This is a genomic window from Gramella sp. Hel_I_59, assembly GCF_006714895.1.
Lineage (GTDB): Bacteria > Bacteroidota > Bacteroidia > Flavobacteriales > Flavobacteriaceae > Christiangramia.
The window spans coordinates 2,382,947-2,398,210 of the sequence record NZ_VFME01000001.1 but is presented as its reverse complement, the minus strand read 5'-3'; the positions used below and the strand labels follow the sequence as shown (position 1 = coordinate 2,398,210).

Here is a 15,264-nt window from a genome sequence, read left to right as displayed (position 1 = left end):
ATACGTATTTTTAATCAAATTCCATCTTATGAAATTGCTTTTCCATCTGACTTTTCTATTTCTTATCACTTATAATTTTCAGGCTCAGACTGAAGAAACGATCGAGTACAAAGATGGCAAACTTCACTACAGTACGTATGGGGCTGGAGACCCTGTTCTAATCATAAATGGTGGTCCTGGGATTAGTAGTGCTGGTTTTGGAGAACTGGCGAAATTGCTTTCAGAAGATAATATTACTATAATATACGATCAAAGAGGTACTGGAAATTCAAAGATTCATACCAATACAAATACCGACTTTACGATCGATCTCATGGTGGAGGATATTGAGATTTTAAGAAAACACCTGGGATATGAGAACTGGATCGTACTGGGACATTCCTTTGGCGGAATGCTCGCTTATGCCTATGCGGCAAAATATCCTGAAAGAGTAAGCGCAATGATACAGTCGCACTCAGGCGGCATGGATCTAAGATTAAGAGATTACCCGGATCTACGGGATAGATTAAGCAGATCCCAGCAAGATGAATTGAATCAGTTAGTTCTGAAAATCAGTTTAGGTGATACTTTGAGAGAAACTCGTTACCAGCGGGCAAAGCTAATGGCGATCGCTTATTTGAATGATTCCACCAGAACTTCGGAAGTAGCAGAAAGGCTTATGACAACAGATCGAACCATTAATTCGCAGGTTTGGGCTAATATGAACCTCATTGGTTTTGATGTTTCCGAAGAGATGAAAAATTTTAATAAACCTGTTTTGATCCTGAATGGTATAGATGAAATTGTTCATAAAGATATTGCGATCTATGCAGATAGTGTTCTTCCAGATTCGAGATTGATTTTAATGAAAGACTGCGGTCATTATGGTTGGATTGAAAAACCTGAAATTTATCTAAAAGAGGTTAAAGAATTTTTAAAGTCCAATTAGAGACTCAGATGTTCTACTTATACTCTTAACTTTCTCAAAAAAGAAGATGATGTTAGATAGTATTAGTAGTAAAATAGAATTGCATAACGGTTATAAAATGCCGGGTTTAGGGCTTGGGGTATATAAAGCCGATAACGGAGAAGAGATCAATAATGCAATTGCAGCTGCTCTTGAAACTGGTTACAGATTGATAGATACCGCAACATTTTACGGAAATGAAAAGGGAGTAGGGGAAGCGATTAGAAAAAGCGGTATTCCTAGAGAAGAGATCTTTATCACATCCAAGCTTTGGATAGAAGACCAGGGGATGGAAACCACACGCAAAGCTTTTGAAGAGACTCTGGAAAGAATGGAACTGGAATACCTAGATCTATACCTGATTCACTGGCCAAAGCCTGGTAAATATCTGGAATCCTGGAAAGTTTTGCAGGAGCTTTACGAGGAAGGAAAAACTAAAGCCATTGGAGTTTGTAATTGCATGATCCATCAGCTGGAAAGTATTAAAGAACTCGGAGGTGTGCAGCCCATGGTTTTGCAAAATGAATTTCATCCTAAACTAGTTCAGCAGGATATTCTTGACTACTGCAAGAAGAATAAGATCCAGTATCAGGCCTGGTCACCACTTATGCGAGGAGAAATATTAGAGAATGAGCTTATTGGAACTATTGCTGAAAAATATGGAAAGTCTGAAGCACAAATAGTAATTCGCTGGGATCTGCAAAAAGGGGTTGCGACTATTCCGAAGAGTGTACATAAGCAACGAATTCAGGAAAATGCCGATGTCTTTGATTTTCAACTAACGGAAGATGAGGTAGCTGAAATTGATGCTCTGGAAGATAATACGCGTACTGGAGCTCATCCAGATACTTTTATGGAAGAAATGGACCTTTAGTAAGGCTATTGTTTACTCGAAATTATTTTGAATTCTCTACGAAACCAGCTTATTTTTGCAAAGCAATCGAGATGTGGCGCAGTCTGGTAGCGTCAACGCCTGGGGGGCGTGGGGTCGCAGGTTCAAATCCTGTCATCTCGACAAAAGAAACCGGCAACAATTGTGTTGTCGGTTTTTTTATGCTTCGGAAGCACATGAAAATTACTATTGAGCAATATTTATATATTTGCGGCAGTTTAAGATTTTCATACATCGTTTGACCAATATTGCTGAATGCACCAATTAACTGTTATAGTTCCTTTATTTAACGAAGAAGAGAACCTGCTCCGCGTTGAGCAGAAACTTGGAGAGTTTGCAGAAAAATCCAGTGTTCCGACTCAAATATTACTGGTAAATGATGGGTCAACAGATCAAAGTTTGAAAATAGTCAGGGAAATCTGTGAAAGATCTGAACATTTCAGTTACATATCCTTTACGAAAAATGCCGGTCTAAGTGCGGCGATCAAAGCTGGGATCGACCACGTAACCACCAGTCTTACCGGATATATAGATTCCGATCTTCAAACAGATCCTGAAGACTTTGAAGTTCTGCTAAAAGAAATCAATAATTATCAATTAGTAAACGGGTATAGGAATCAGCGTAAGGATTCTTTTAAAAAGAATCTTTCCTCCACAGTCGCCAATAACGTCAGGAACTTTTTCACGAATGATGGGATGTATGATACGGGTTGTCCCCTAAAGATCATGCATACAGATTACGCTAAGCGAATTCCCTTTTTTAAAGGACTGCACAGGTTTGTACCGGCAATGATCATGTTACAGGGAGGTAAAGTGATTCAGATCCCAATTCGCCATTACCCAAGAGTAGCCGGAACAGCAAAATTTGGACTGCGAAATAGGTTGATCAAACCTTTAATAGATTGCTTTGGTTATTTATGGATGAAGCGAAACTATATTCATTACGAAGTAGGAGAGAAGCATTTTAAATAGATCATCTGCCAGTCTTACGCAATTTCTTGGGACCATACCAAAGCCAGAACCCGGTAATGGTAAATACTAGTAATGCAATCCCCATACTCACAGAGTAGATCAACTTAAAGTAGCCACCGGTGCCCAGGTAATCATCTACAATAGAACCATCATGAATATTCTCTATAACATCTGATCTTCTCTGGCCAATACTTAGCACTTCACCTGTAGCACCATCAAGTTGTATCTCGTGAATGTGATTTTCGAAAAGAAACTTTACAATACCTTTTTCCTTGCGAATATCCATCCTGTCAATATCGCTGGATAATGAAGATGAAACCGAGTCCTTCAATGTTTGTTGGGCAATATTTTCAAGGACAGCAATAGACTTCCATTCTTCAAAATTTGAAGTTTGTCCGCTTTGGGTTTCTGGAAGAATATAGCCAGCAGTATTTTTCTTGGCTCCCAGAAGGATACCGGAGACGGAAACGATAAAAAAGAATACGAATAAAAAAGCACCCATAGTACGATGGATCTTTCTGAAAATTCTTAAGATCCGGGCTTGTTTTATTCTTGATTTCTGTTTATTCATAGGGACTTCACCTTCCGACGAAAATAGGAAAATGTTTCAGAAAACTATCATACTACCTAAAATTTGATCTCCAGATAAAGAGCTGGCTCCTTCCGAAGAAACTTAAAGCTGTATAAGCATTATAAACCAGGCTAAATTTTCAGAAGAATGTAAACTTTGGATGCTAATTTCTTGGTTTGAATGCAGGTTCAAAGCTTCTCTCTGATTCTGTAAATCTATGCTTGAATTGAAAGTATACGAGTGATCCAATTACAGGAAATAAAAAGATCATAAGGATCAATAATACCTGCAGAATGGGAGAACTGAACCTGGTTTTTAGAATATCCACCAGTGCCCAGATCCATAGAACGAGGCTTAGAATGATCAAAGTGATGATGATAGTACTCCACATAAAAAATCTCGTTTTCTTAATTAAAGATATTTTCGAATTACAATTTAATAAAGGCTGATCAATTTGTCCAGTTAAACTGAGACGGATTCTTTTTAAATCTTCTAAGATCTCTTTTAGAAAAGTCCTGTGTAAAGATTTCCTGAGTCATTTCCATGGTGTATTCTTTGCCAGAATCGATAACTCCTGAATAATCTTTAGCATAGAAAATTGGCTTCAGAAAATTAAAATTAGCCTCATCCTGTTTCAATGCATTCTGGCGGTTTCCTTCAAATTTTTCACTATAAATGTAATTTACAGAAAAATCGAGTCGGTGTTTCTGGTCTTCGAATTTCTGTGCATCGCCAAGATATTGGTTTGGATATACCTCTTCTCCTGGAAGAACCTTGATTTCCTCCAAACCCTGGTAATTTGCATAGGTTCCGTCTTTATGCTCAATAATAATACTATTTCGTACATCCTGGGAGATACTATCAGCGCTTGAATTTCTTACTTCTACAACTACACCTTCCCTCATTGCGTGAACGGGAAAACTCTCACCTTTGGTGATTATATAGGAGATCCAGTTTCCGGTAACCATTGCTAGGTTTTCTTCTGCATTTTGTTGACTGGTCTCTACTATTCTGGCGGTTTCTGAAGTTTTCAAAGGTAACAAGTACTTAAAAGTTGAGTCCACTTCAGGATTTGGAATGCCCCGTATATAGGAGAAGGTATATGAATAGCCTATTTCCTCTTCCCGATTAATTGCACGCAATACGGTAAGATTGCCATAATCATGATCCAGAATCTGTTTGTGATCACCGTGATTGGTATTTTTAAGATCTGGAAACTCCAATTTTAGATAGTAAGTGCCTGGTTTATTCTTCCGGTAACTGAACTCGATACTTTTATCACCTCTGCGCTCATGCATGATCTCGATATCCGGAAGTTGCGCATTGGAGTTGGGTGTATAGAACATAAAACTAACAAGGATACTTAGAAACAGGTATTTCCACGTCATAGGTTAAAAAACTTTTTAAAATTGAACTGGATTTAAAATTGTTGAATTTATAGTTTTATTAGATTTTTTCGGCAGAGCTAATTCGTTTTTTCTTTTACAAAGATCAGGCAATGCTGCCAGGGTAAATTCTCAACATTCTGCTCCAGTTTAAAACCGGAGGCTTTAAATTCTTTTACGGCCTGTTTTTCACTCATTTTGTGAATTTCCTTGATCGGAATGCTCGCATCCTCAGCTTTATATTCGATCAAATAAATTTTACCATCAGAAGTCAGAGATTTGTGCATGGATTCTATCATTTCCTTCGGAAAATTAAATTCATGATAGACATCCACCAGCAATATTTTTGAAACTGAATTCTCATCCAGATTTATACTTTTTTCTGAACCCTGAATGGTTTGAATATTATTCACCTGTTGTTCTGACTGCTTTGTTGAAATCGCCTGAAGCATTTCTGGCTGTATATCCACCGCATAAGTAAAACCTTCGGTAGCCAATTTCGCCATTTTAAAAGCATGATATCCACTGCCGGCACCAACATCAGCGATCGTATCACCAGGCTGGATATTCATGTTCTTCAGTAACTGACTCGTATTTTCCTCCTTTTCGCGATCAGATCTTTCCAGCCAGTTTATTCCTTGATAACCCATGACATGCGCGATCTCTCTACCCATATACCACTTTCCAATTCCGTTTGGATCACCGTTTTTAAAAGTATAGGTTTCCTCTTCGTTGCTTTCTTTTTTTGTCTGTCCGCATGCTGTCATACTTAATACAAGCAGCAATAACAGGAACAAATTGTAATGATTTTTCATAGCATCTTTTTCATAAAGTTACGATTTAATGCTTTTTCTGAAGCTTTATTACCAACAGGCTGAATTTACTAACGATTTTCAAGTAAGATAACCGTACTGAGTCAACCGATTTAAATCATCGATTTCCCGAAGATTACCACTGTCCATAAGCATTATTCGATCTGATAGTGATATTACGTTGCGGTAATCATGATCTGTAATAATGATGCCTTTGTGTTCTTTTCTTTCCTGTATAAGTTGCGAGATTACTTCTCTGCTGGTAGGACTGAGTCCGTTAAAAGGTTCGTCCAGTAATAGAAATCTGGATTCAGAATAAAGCAATAGCAGAACTTCCAGAGTTCTTTTTTGTCCTAGACTTAGATGACCTACGCGCTCACTCAATATCGGCTTTACCATAGGCAAATCCAGAACTATTCTGCTATACTGCCGTCTAAGAAACAGTTTGATAGTACTCTTAACATTTATACTCTTAATTAAAAAGCTATCCTGCGGTAAGTACTTGATATCTTTTATAGATTTCGAGCCTGAATAAACCTTGTCATCAATTTTTAGAAACCGACTGTCAGCTCTCAATGACCCAAACATGATCTTCAGTAACGTTGATTTCCCACTTCCGTTTCTTCCCAGTAAACCAACCACTTCTCCTGTTGAACACTGCAGGTAGACATCGTTCAGGATCTTTTGACCATCATAAGCCTTTTGTACACTATCAAGTTGAAGTTTACTCAAAAAGCTGTGATATAAGGATCATTAAAACCGAAATAAAGATTGTACTTAAAAAGAGCTGAACTCTGGAGAATCCGTTATTTAGATAAAAATATAGTTCTTTAGGTGGATTGATGCTATAAACACTTAGGTGGATTAGAAGACTGCTAAGAAAGTAGAAGAATCCAAAATTTGAAAATTCAGAAGTTAGAGCGGCTATCAGTAAAGAAATAGGTAATGCTGTGAGCATAATATTTCTCTGAAAAAGCAATAAGTTCAAAAAGATTCTCATTAATTATATTCTGAAAATAGTTTTATCGATACTCAGGATTTTCGAAATTCCAGCGCTTCCCATCTTCCCAGCCTTCGGCCGAATTTCCATAAGCAGGATAACCACCTTGATCTTTGAGACTGGACGCCAAATGCATTAAATTATAGGTCATGAAAGTAGTATTCTTATTAGTGAAATTACTTCCAAAACCAGCTGGTGGATCAAGTTTATCGTCTTTCCACTCAGTATCACCGTAACTCGGGCCAGGGCCAACTTCTCCTATCCAGCCTGCATCTGCCTGAGGAGGAATGCTAAAACCAACATGTTGCATAGAATAAAGAATCCCCATCGCACAATGTTTGATCCCATCTTCATTCCCGGTGATAAGCGTACCTCCAACCTTACCGTAAAATACATACTGACCTTTATCGTTTTGAACACCGCTCATGGCATACAACCTTTCTATAAGTTTCTGGGCCATGGAAGATTTTTCGCCAAGCCAGATTGGTGTTCCAAGAACTAATATATCTGCAGCCATGATCTTATCATAAATAGCTGGCCATTCATCCTTATCCCAACCATGTTCTGTCATATCGGGATAAATACCAGTAGCAATATCATGATCGATAAACCTTATTTCTTCCACTTCCACATTTTCCCGCCGCATGATCTCTGCGGAAAGTTCTATTAATTTTGATGTATGGCTCTCCCTTGGTGATTTTTTCAGCGTACAGTTAATATAGATACAACGTAGATTACTGAAGTCTGGCTTACTCATGATCCAATTCTTTTATTAAACTTTTTTCAATTTAATAAAAATATGAAACTTTACTCAGCATTGGTGTTCACCGTTATTTAGTCTCTTTTTTTAGCTGGATCTTTATGATTCCATTAATCTCCTCGCTTGTATACTTTGCGATAGAGTCCTGATCTTTTAATACATCAATTTTCGCAATGGTTTCCGGATCCATATCTTTCAGCATTGAGCTATGTGCGGCTTTTCCATCGACTAGATACAAAACATCCTCTTGCGCCAGATAATCATTATCTCTAACGGTCTCCTGATAAGATTTGGTTTTGATCATGAGTACTCCGTTAAGCCCTTGTTTCCCAAACTTATCCTCAACATCGCTTTGTTCTTTCTTAAGAACAGCATAAGAGGTTATTTCAAATTTTGAAATACTGAGTGTATCTAGGATATCAGAGGTTAGAAGTTGTTCATTTAAAATGATGACAGGATCGCTGGCAATTTCTTCTTTCTGAATTAGATCTGCGATAAGGTCATGCAAATAGTTATCCTGACTTTTCTTTTCTGAAATTTCCTGAGCATTTAAGTTAAGTGAAAGTATTAAAAGCAGGCTTGCTAAGATTTTACTCATTTGGATGTCTATTATTTATAGCTGAAATATATGATTTACGATCAAGATAATTCCTGGTATTACATCTTATTCTATAAAATCTGGCGGGATAAATTTTATAATAGGTCGGTAGCTGCAGATTCTACGATGCTGAATCTTTGATCTAATTTATATTTTAAAAATAGCATGATCAAAACTGAAATGATCATGGAGACGACCATCAATTTATATTGTTGGCGTAGATCCCTGGCAGCATTGAGTTTTATTTCAGCAAGTACCTGCTCAAGTTCTTCTGAAGAATAATTTCTGAATTTCACGCCATCCAAACGTATACGATCACTATTGATCGGGTCCCGAAGATCTTCCTTGAATTTAGGTTTCTGTGAATACAGTAATGATTTATTGTGCTCGTGTAAACTTTTAGGACCTCGCTCTACAGACATGGAATAGTGATTTTCGTAAGACATTCATTTTCAATGTATTTAAAGTTAGTAAAATATTTGTAATTCTGTAAACTGAAGTTTTTGCACTATATCTGGTTTTAAGCATTTCGAATGAAAACTGCTTATTATCTTGCGAACTTTAAATTTTTCAGAAGTAATGAAACAAGAACGAGTTGATAATTTAGAAATTGAAATTTTATCTGATAACTGGTACACGCTCAAAAAAGTAAATTTTGACTTCAGAAAAAATGATGGTAATTGGGAGCGGCAAAGTAGAGAGGCTTATGATCGCGGAAATGGAGCGGCAATCCTACTGTACAATTTAGAAAAGAAAACTGTGATTCTTACCAGGCAATTCCGGATGCCTACTTTTTTAAACGGAAACTCTTCAGGGATAATGATCGAAGTCTGTGCTGGTCTGCTTGATCAAGATAGTGCTGAAGATTGTATTCGAAGAGAAACGCAGGAGGAAACCGGGTATGAGATCTCCAATGTCGAAAAAGTTTTTGAAGCTTATATGTCTCCAGGTTCGGTGACCGAGATCGTACATTTCTTTATAGCTGAATATCACGAAGACATGAAAATAAGCGAGGGTGGAGGTGTAGCTGAAGAACAGGAAGACATTGAAGTCCTGGAACTTAAGTTTTATGATGCGTTAAAAATGATTAAAACGGGAAAGATAAAAGATGGTAAAACGATCATGCTATTACAGCATTTACAATTGAAATTACTGCAGGCAGATTCATAAATCTTAGTCGCGCTTCTCTAAGATTTTTATAATTCGGTCGTAAACAATTTCAGAAATACTCCAGGTATAGCCATCAAAATTTGCGGTATTAACGAACTGGATCACTACCGTATCGATATTTGCATGATATTTTGCAATACTCTGGTAACCTGGGATGAGTCCGGTATGATCGTAAACATAGATGGAAGAATAAATCTCATTCTCCTCTTTGGTAAGTAATTTACCAGTATTCAGAGCTTTGACAAAGATTCCCACATCCTGCGCAGTAGCGATCATCGAATGATAATTAGTAGACTTGATATCTTCTTCAACTCCAACATAATAACCACTCATTAGCTTATCCTGATCAATATCATCCAGGCTGAAGAAAGTATTTTTCAGATTTAATGGCTCAAGAATTCTATCCTGTATCACCTGCGTATTGGAGTTATTGGTAACCTTCTCCATTAGCAAACCTAACAGGAAATAATTCGAATTTGAGTAAGCATAGTCGGTTCCAGGTGCGAAACTGGCGGGTTTGTCAAGAAAAAGTTTCAGGGTCTGCTCTGTATTTTCTGGCGGATTCATCCAGAAATCCGGGACATCAGTAAAATTAGGCATACCACTGCGATGCTGGACCAGCATTTGAACGCTGATATTTTCAGCATACTCAATTCGCCCGGCAAACTCAGGAAAATAATTAAGAATGCTTTCATCCAGGGATATAAGGTCGTCTGCTACTAGTTTTGTAATTGCGACCGCATCATACAATTTGCCAATACTCGCAATTTTGAAATAAGCTTCGGGATAAGCTCTTATAATGCGGTCGCGGTCATGCCATCCTGCGGCATATAATTCTGCTGGCTGATCTCCCTGCTGAATATAAACGATGCTTCCGTCAAAGCCATGCTCGATACCTTCGTTTAATTGTTCCTGCACATTGTCTGGTAATGGTAGTATCCAAGCCCAGATGAGTATCCAGGGAACGAAATAGAGCGATATCAAAGTACCAGCCAAAAGTATGGTTCGAATAACAATCTTACTTTTTGTAGCAGGCATTAATAGTACAGTTATCTATTAGAGTTCTTTCAAATATAACTTAAAATGAACTTTCAGGAATTTCGGAATGATAATCCAGTTTTCCAATTGATAATAAAATACAAGTATTTCTAAATTTATTTTGTCGCCCTCCTTTCTTCCAGCAGTTTCTCAATCTCTGGCAGGTTCTCATAGTATTCTTCAAGATTCCAGTCCATTTGAAATGATTGCTGCAAATAAGTTTCCATAGAAGGTAGTCCAAATTCAGCACGTAGTTTGTCAACTTCTTCAGGAATTTGAAGCGGCTGTACATATTTCTTACCGGTATTAGAATCGATAAAAATCTGGCTACCATAAATTTGTTTCTTTCCTTCACGAAGGGCCTTTCGATCTTTTAAAAGAGCCAGGTTCGCTGGGAATGTTTTGTTATCCTGAACAGCTTCTTCAATTACCGGAAGATATTCCTTTTGAGTTTGCAAATCGCCATGCTGAATCACCAGGAAAATTGTTTGATTCCCTTGCATGTTGAGATCATCTGGCCACCCGTCCTGAAGTATGTTTTCTACCTGGTACAGATTAATTGAATCCTGTTTCTTCATTTGCTGAATCAGATCCTTCATTTCATCTGAATTCATCTTTCCTTCCTGCTGAAGTTTTATGAGCCCGAATCTTATATCCTGGTCGGTCTTCCAGATCGAGTCCAGTTGTGACTGAAAATTTTGTGGTTGATTTTGTGATGTGGCGATACTACTTGCTACAAGCATCGCAAGGCTTATGATAATTTTGATCATGAATTATAGTTTTGATGGTGTACTAGTACAACGAATTAGACTTTAGTTTGTTACAACTTTTTTTCGAAAAATTAATTTTAACCTGAATATTTCGTGTAAAGTGCTTATAATCAAATAGCTGTAGATGTTTTCCTTCAAATGAATAATTTTACAGAAGCTAGTATTTAAGGTAACTTCAGTAAATAAAACATCATAACGGTTAGAACTACGGTATCTTGACTCTAAAGTATCATTTTTCGAATAGATCTTCAATAGCAATAAATAATTCCGTAGAAATTCAAAGTTTAATTAAGTAAAGGCCAGACGCCGCTCCATTTAATAATTGCCAGTAGTAGTGCGACAATTCCCAGCGCTATAAGGAAAACTCCCTGCCAGTAAAACGTTCTTATACCCCAGAATTTCCAAAGCCTTTTATCCTCAGACGGGTTCCCACGAACATCTTTAAAGAAGAATTTATGTACAATATATGCGATAATGATAAATGCGATGATGGTTGATATCCAGAAAAGTAGCATCTTATATTTTAGTTATTTAGTGAGGTAAGATAGATCATTAAATATCACTATATTCTAAATAATGGTAGGAATTAAGTCTAAACTTTTACGAACTCTTTCTAGTTGATCTTATAGTCCAGAGGAAGAAGTTCTGATATTCGTTTTTCAGACATTATACCTTTTAAAAGGATGGCTTCTGGTGGGGATGGATTCCCAAATTGATCTATGGTAAACGAATTTTTAGAAACGATGGCAGATTGCTCAGTTTTATCGTAGAGAATATTCAAGTCATCTTCAAGTAATTCTATTCTTCGATTTTTTCCTTCCTCGCTAATGTTGAAAAATTTATAGGTAGGCACCTGAAAACGTTTATGATAGATTGCAAAATTGTTTTCTTCTAGTTTTTGTTTATAAAGTGAGCACATAAAATGCAGTGATGAGCCATAGTAGCTACGATCTCTGTTTCTCAGTATCCTTCTGCCGGTTTTTTTCTTTAATGGCTGAAAGTAGGCTGAACCGGCAAAATAAGTAGAATAGGGTAGAAGTAAACCACCATTCATTTGAAATCTTAGTTCAAAGTCGGCAAGCCGGTATCTAATTGCGTAACCTAAATATTCGTTGTGTATGATTAAGGGCTCATTTGCGGTAGCGATTATTGTTTTTTCTGATGGGGAATATCTAAGCTTAATCGCGTCCTCGTTAACGATCTTACAGTTATATTTCGCGTAGTTCCGTCCCAGAAATTCTTTTCTAAAATGCTTGAGTTTTCGTGACCTGCTCCATGGGTCTATTTCAAGGTAAACTGTTTCCAGCTCCTCACGTTTAATAGGTAAGTAGTATTTTGAATTTGCCGATTTCTTTAATATTTCAGAAGCATCAAGTACAAGCGCTTCGTAACCAAGAGAAGTAATTATAAGTGCGGAATTATTATCCATAAAGGAGATATCAAAATTTCCATCCTGATTTGAAGAAACTCCAATACTGGTTCCGTCAAAGTATATGGAAGCACCCATAATTGCGGTTGAATCTTCAGCACTAAGAACGGTTCCAGAGATCCTATTCTGGGAATGGACTGTTGAGGCAGTCATAATCAATAGAACACAAATAATACTTAAGAATCTACTTCGGAAGAGAAATTTGACCATATATAATCATAATAACGCTCTAATATAAAATAATTAAACTTCAGAAAAGAAAAAGCCATCCGGAATTGGATGGCTTTTATGTCAAACGTTTAGAGTTTTATTGAACCAGGTGTTCGAATTTCTTATATTCATACTGAATGATCTCGGGTTCGGCATCTATGAACTCCTGGGTAGCAGTTTCATAATCATTGAAAGATTTCAGCACAATTCCATTTCTCTGGTTCTTGAAGGTGGAAAATAATTTGACTTCGAACCATACTTTATCCAGTATTTCCATCTCATGATCGCTCACCAGGTTAGAGCCGCTTAGAATATCGTTCATCCGCTTTTTTGCGATTTCGTTAACCTGATTGATCGCTGTTACATGTGTAGGCATATTTCTCAATGCACCAACAACTACAAGATTTTTCCCGTAATGTATCTCATTTATATACTGGTCTCCATATTTCAGTGAAAACAGTTCAGGGTTTTCGAGTCGTTCTGCATCAATAGCCAGCCTTTCGTCTCTGCTCAGGTCAATTAGTCCTGCCCGACCTTCATATTCTTTATAACCAACTATTAAAACCTGGTCTTCACTATATGGATACTGTTCAATAATAGATTGGTACATCTCAAAATTAACAGCATGCTGTACGGCAAATTTTGAAGATGGTGGGTGCAAACCTGCATACTTTCTGTAAGCGATCACATCATCCTGAGGATTAGCATTGAATTGCCAGATGGGACTATGGTTGATAGAGGTTCCTATTGCTAAGTAGCCGTTTTGAGGTTCATTAAAAGGATTAGCTTTTGGAGCGTGGTTACTCGTTAGAATACCCGAACCAAAATCATCCTGACCATTAAATTGCTGTTCCAGAATCATTTCAGAATTTTCGGTGATCTTTACGGTTTTTACCCCTGTTTCCAGATCATAAGTAGTCATACTTTTATCCCGGCCGTTTGAACTTATAAATTCAGTGGATGTGATTTCTCCATCTGTGTAGGTGTGTTTCGAAGTCCCAAGTGCGCTGTAAACGATTTTTTCTGAAACTAAACCATTCTCATACGCCGTTTCGAACCAAACATCGCCCTCAGGAGTATAGTACCTGGACCATAGAGGTCGGTTTTGCTCATCTCTTCTCACCTCCATATATAATTCCCGATCCTCATAGAAGTTATATACTTTAGCCGATTTGATGAATCCATTTTCATGATATTTAACCTCATGTATAGGTTGATCTTCTGAGTATATATGTTTTGCTTCTTTGATCCAGCCATTGTCGTACTGACTCAGAATTTTTAGATGATCGTTAGATTTTATGGAATAATCGATTGATGGTGTGCTATCATCTGCCGTGCAGGAAGAAAATAGAACTGTAACTGCCAGTAGCAGCGACATGTAAAATTTGTGATGCATTGATGTAATTTATGATGTTTGTCAAATTTAGAAATTCCCGTTTGATATCCAAATATAATTGACCTCCACACTTCAGCACTATTAGCAGTGTATAGGGAACAATAGAAAACATTCAGTACGCTAATTATTTGAACTACTAACGCTTAGAGTTAAACCTTTGCTTATTCGCTCATTCTCTTCGGAAAAAAATAAATTTTACTCTTCAGATTCAATAAATTCAATTTCTATCAGGTAATAATGCGGGATATCAAAAGCAGTCCCCAACTTTTCAGGATCAATTTCAGACTGTGCTACCCGGCAATAGGATCCCGACCCATCAGGATTTCTGTTAGGTGTTATAATCGCCATCAAATGAAAGGCTTTATTGATATCTTCCTGCAATATTTTTTTACTTCCGAAGAAATCTTTGGCGACATACCTGCCATTGTCGTTGGTAAGTGCGAAATGAGATTGTCTGCTGCCAAATTGTTGACCCCTTAGCCAGATCTTAAGATCACCTTGATCAATCTTACTCATCAATTTAAAGGAAGTATGACTGGAGTCGATCTTAAACATTTTGTTGCCACGCTCGTCGAAAAGACTACTGGTTTCAATTAATTTACCATCCAGAAATTCTTTCATTCTAAGCACATAATAACGCCCCTTGATAGATTCACCATTAAAACTGAATTCAGATTTATTGATATTCTCAAAATCATATAATAATTGCATTTCTTCAGTTTCCGCACGAGTCTTGATGGAAACATCGATCATAGCAGTTTCAGCCTGAATCTGCTTATTGATAACTTCTGAATTTTCGATTTGATCTGATTGTGCCTGGATCAACAAGGGAATAAATGCCAGGCTTATTAGTAATTTTTTCATTGAATTATTTTTATAGATTCGAGAGCAAAAATTCCGAAGTAGGTAGAAATATTCTGAAATAGGAACTGTCGAATTCGAATGACTTATTAGTCCATATTTGACTCAAGTTTGCTGATAAGCTTCTGAGCTTTGACCTTTAGAGAATCAAGTTCTGAAGTCTTGCCAGACACAACAAATTTGATGTTATCTACTTTTGTGGTTTTTATACGGACATTCCCGTTTATTTCAAAAATCAGGTTAATCTCTGTTGCAGGTGTGTTGTTTGCAAAAATCGTATCCAGAGAATTCCAATCGAACTCAGTTAATTCTATTAGTTTTTTAGTTTCGAATTTAAGTTCTGTAACCGAATAAGGAAGCCTTGGATCGGACTTCTGTTCCTGAGCATTTATGCCGGTAAAACAGAATAATAGTGCAATAATGACTACGAATTTGAATTTCATTGTTGGTGGTT

19 protein-coding genes and 1 tRNA gene are annotated in these 15,264 nt (G+C 37.1%); 5 read left to right on the top strand and 15 right to left on the bottom strand.

The features are described from left to right. Nucleotides 1-28: 28 nt before the first annotated feature. From JM79_RS11085 to JM79_RS11070, 4 genes are all read left to right on the top strand, one after another. A complete protein-coding gene (locus tag JM79_RS11085) occupies nt 29-928 on the top strand; it encodes an alpha/beta fold hydrolase (RefSeq protein WP_185739489.1) in 900 nt (299 codons plus the stop codon). A gap of 46 nt (nt 929-974) precedes the next feature. After that, the gene (locus JM79_RS11080) at nt 975-1,820 is read left to right on the top strand and encodes an aldo/keto reductase (protein WP_141878204.1); all 846 of its coding nucleotides are present in this window, start codon (nt 975-977) and stop codon (nt 1,818-1,820) included. Nucleotides 1,821-1,887: 67 nt separating this feature from the next. After that, nucleotides 1,888-1,961: transfer RNA gene (locus JM79_RS11075), tRNA-Pro, on the top strand. A gap of 132 nt (nt 1,962-2,093) precedes the next feature. Next, nucleotides 2,094-2,810, top strand: coding sequence for a glycosyltransferase (locus JM79_RS11070; RefSeq protein WP_141878203.1), 717 nt, complete (start codon nt 2,094-2,096; stop codon nt 2,808-2,810). A gap of 1 nt (nt 2,811) precedes the next feature. Here the strand turns inward: JM79_RS11070 and JM79_RS11065 are convergent, their stop codons facing one another. The 8 genes from JM79_RS11065 to JM79_RS11030 all read right to left on the bottom strand — a co-directional run bounded on the left by JM79_RS11065 (nt 2,812) and on the right by JM79_RS11030 (nt 8,382). Next, on the bottom strand, nt 2,812-3,381 hold the full coding sequence (locus JM79_RS11065; protein ID WP_141878202.1) for a PepSY-associated TM helix domain-containing protein: 570 nt from the start codon (nt 3,379-3,381) through the stop codon (nt 2,812-2,814). Nucleotides 3,382-3,544: 163 nt separating this feature from the next. Next, nucleotides 3,545-3,772, bottom strand: coding sequence for a PLDc N-terminal domain-containing protein (locus JM79_RS11060; RefSeq protein WP_141878201.1), 228 nt, complete (start codon nt 3,770-3,772; stop codon nt 3,545-3,547). Between the two features lie 58 nt (nt 3,773-3,830). Continuing rightward, nucleotides 3,831-4,769: a M23 family metallopeptidase gene (locus tag JM79_RS11055; protein ID WP_141878200.1), complete on the bottom strand. Its 939-nt coding sequence runs from the start codon at nt 4,767-4,769 to the stop codon at nt 3,831-3,833. A 77-nt stretch (nt 4,770-4,846) separates the two neighbouring features. After that, nucleotides 4,847-5,581 (bottom strand): class I SAM-dependent methyltransferase, encoded by a 735-nt coding sequence (locus tag JM79_RS11050; protein WP_141878199.1) that lies wholly within the window; start codon nt 5,579-5,581, stop codon nt 4,847-4,849. A gap of 78 nt (nt 5,582-5,659) precedes the next feature. Beyond that, the gene (locus JM79_RS11045; RefSeq protein ID WP_141878198.1) at nt 5,660-6,310 is read right to left on the bottom strand and encodes an ATP-binding cassette domain-containing protein; all 651 of its coding nucleotides are present in this window, start codon (nt 6,308-6,310) and stop codon (nt 5,660-5,662) included. 290 nt (nt 6,311-6,600) lie between these two features. Next, a complete protein-coding gene (locus JM79_RS11040; protein ID WP_141878197.1) occupies nt 6,601-7,335 on the bottom strand; it encodes a flavodoxin family protein in 735 nt (244 codons plus the stop codon). Between the two features lie 73 nt (nt 7,336-7,408). Continuing rightward, on the bottom strand, nt 7,409-7,936 hold the full coding sequence (locus JM79_RS11035) for a TonB-dependent receptor plug domain-containing protein (protein WP_141878196.1): 528 nt from the start codon (nt 7,934-7,936) through the stop codon (nt 7,409-7,411). A gap of 95 nt (nt 7,937-8,031) precedes the next feature. Further along, a complete protein-coding gene (locus JM79_RS11030) occupies nt 8,032-8,382 on the bottom strand; it encodes a hypothetical protein (RefSeq protein ID WP_141878195.1) in 351 nt (116 codons plus the stop codon). A 133-nt stretch (nt 8,383-8,515) separates the two neighbouring features. On the opposite strand from JM79_RS11030, the gene nudK reads away from it, so the two are divergent. Then, nucleotides 8,516-9,106: a GDP-mannose pyrophosphatase NudK gene (gene nudK / locus JM79_RS11025; RefSeq protein ID WP_141878194.1), complete on the top strand. Its 591-nt coding sequence runs from the start codon at nt 8,516-8,518 to the stop codon at nt 9,104-9,106. Nucleotides 9,107-9,109: 3 nt separating this feature from the next. On the opposite strand, the gene JM79_RS11020 is transcribed toward nudK, so the two are convergent. The 7 genes from JM79_RS11020 to JM79_RS10990 form a co-directional block, all read right to left on the bottom strand. Then, nucleotides 9,110-10,144: a serine hydrolase domain-containing protein gene (locus tag JM79_RS11020; RefSeq protein WP_141878193.1), complete on the bottom strand. Its 1,035-nt coding sequence runs from the start codon at nt 10,142-10,144 to the stop codon at nt 9,110-9,112. A gap of 116 nt (nt 10,145-10,260) precedes the next feature. Continuing rightward, a complete protein-coding gene (locus JM79_RS11015) occupies nt 10,261-10,914 on the bottom strand; it encodes a DUF6624 domain-containing protein (RefSeq protein WP_141878192.1) in 654 nt (217 codons plus the stop codon). 284 nt (nt 10,915-11,198) lie between these two features. Continuing rightward, nucleotides 11,199-11,429, bottom strand: a complete 231-nt coding sequence (locus JM79_RS11010) for a hypothetical protein (protein ID WP_141878191.1) — start codon at nt 11,427-11,429, stop codon at nt 11,199-11,201. Nucleotides 11,430-11,527: 98 nt separating this feature from the next. Continuing rightward, a complete protein-coding gene (locus JM79_RS11005; protein WP_185739488.1) occupies nt 11,528-12,496 on the bottom strand; it encodes a carboxypeptidase-like regulatory domain-containing protein in 969 nt (322 codons plus the stop codon). Between the two features lie 154 nt (nt 12,497-12,650). Next, a complete protein-coding gene (locus tag JM79_RS11000; RefSeq protein WP_141878189.1) occupies nt 12,651-13,949 on the bottom strand; it encodes a hypothetical protein in 1,299 nt (432 codons plus the stop codon). 195 nt (nt 13,950-14,144) lie between these two features. Continuing rightward, nucleotides 14,145-14,813 carry a hypothetical protein gene (locus tag JM79_RS10995; protein WP_141878188.1) on the bottom strand — a complete coding sequence of 223 codons (669 nt, stop codon included), beginning with the start codon at nt 14,811-14,813 and terminating at the stop codon, nt 14,145-14,147. A gap of 86 nt (nt 14,814-14,899) precedes the next feature. Further along, nucleotides 14,900-15,253 (bottom strand): hypothetical protein, encoded by a 354-nt coding sequence (locus tag JM79_RS10990; protein WP_141878187.1) that lies wholly within the window; start codon nt 15,251-15,253, stop codon nt 14,900-14,902. Nucleotides 15,254-15,264: the final 11 nt, after the last annotated feature.

What these genes read in the sequence shown, in the direction of transcription:
- JM79_RS11085 (WP_185739489.1), top strand. Translation starts at nt 29, where the DNA reads ATGAAATTGCTTTTCCATCTGACTTTTCTATTTCTTATCACTTATAAT.
- JM79_RS11080 (WP_141878204.1), top strand. Translation starts at nt 975, where the DNA reads ATGATGTTAGATAGTATTAGTAGTAAAATAGAATTGCATAACGGTTAT.
- JM79_RS11070 (WP_141878203.1), top strand. Translation starts at nt 2,094, where the DNA reads ATGCACCAATTAACTGTTATAGTTCCTTTATTTAACGAAGAAGAGAAC.
- JM79_RS11065 (WP_141878202.1), bottom strand. Translation starts at nt 3,381, where the DNA reads ATGAATAAACAGAAATCAAGAATAAAACAAGCCCGGATCTTAAGAATT.
- JM79_RS11060 (WP_141878201.1), bottom strand. Translation starts at nt 3,772, where the DNA reads ATGTGGAGTACTATCATCATCACTTTGATCATTCTAAGCCTCGTTCTA.
- JM79_RS11055 (WP_141878200.1), bottom strand. Translation starts at nt 4,769, where the DNA reads ATGACGTGGAAATACCTGTTTCTAAGTATCCTTGTTAGTTTTATGTTC.
- JM79_RS11050 (WP_141878199.1), bottom strand. Translation starts at nt 5,581, where the DNA reads ATGAAAAATCATTACAATTTGTTCCTGTTATTGCTGCTTGTATTAAGT.
- JM79_RS11040 (WP_141878197.1), bottom strand. Translation starts at nt 7,335, where the DNA reads ATGAGTAAGCCAGACTTCAGTAATCTACGTTGTATCTATATTAACTGT.
- JM79_RS11035 (WP_141878196.1), bottom strand. Translation starts at nt 7,936, where the DNA reads ATGAGTAAAATCTTAGCAAGCCTGCTTTTAATACTTTCACTTAACTTA.
- JM79_RS11030 (WP_141878195.1), bottom strand. Translation starts at nt 8,382, where the DNA reads ATGTCTTACGAAAATCACTATTCCATGTCTGTAGAGCGAGGTCCTAAA.
- nudK (WP_141878194.1), top strand. Translation starts at nt 8,516, where the DNA reads ATGAAACAAGAACGAGTTGATAATTTAGAAATTGAAATTTTATCTGAT.
- JM79_RS11020 (WP_141878193.1), bottom strand. Translation starts at nt 10,144, where the DNA reads ATGCCTGCTACAAAAAGTAAGATTGTTATTCGAACCATACTTTTGGCT.
- JM79_RS11015 (WP_141878192.1), bottom strand. Translation starts at nt 10,914, where the DNA reads ATGATCAAAATTATCATAAGCCTTGCGATGCTTGTAGCAAGTAGTATC.
- JM79_RS11010 (WP_141878191.1), bottom strand. Translation starts at nt 11,429, where the DNA reads ATGCTACTTTTCTGGATATCAACCATCATCGCATTTATCATTATCGCA.
- JM79_RS11005 (WP_185739488.1), bottom strand. Translation starts at nt 12,496, where the DNA reads ATGACTGCCTCAACAGTCCATTCCCAGAATAGGATCTCTGGAACCGTT.
- JM79_RS11000 (WP_141878189.1), bottom strand. Translation starts at nt 13,949, where the DNA reads ATGCATCACAAATTTTACATGTCGCTGCTACTGGCAGTTACAGTTCTA.
- JM79_RS10995 (WP_141878188.1), bottom strand. Translation starts at nt 14,813, where the DNA reads ATGAAAAAATTACTAATAAGCCTGGCATTTATTCCCTTGTTGATCCAG.
- JM79_RS10990 (WP_141878187.1), bottom strand. Translation starts at nt 15,253, where the DNA reads ATGAAATTCAAATTCGTAGTCATTATTGCACTATTATTCTGTTTTACC.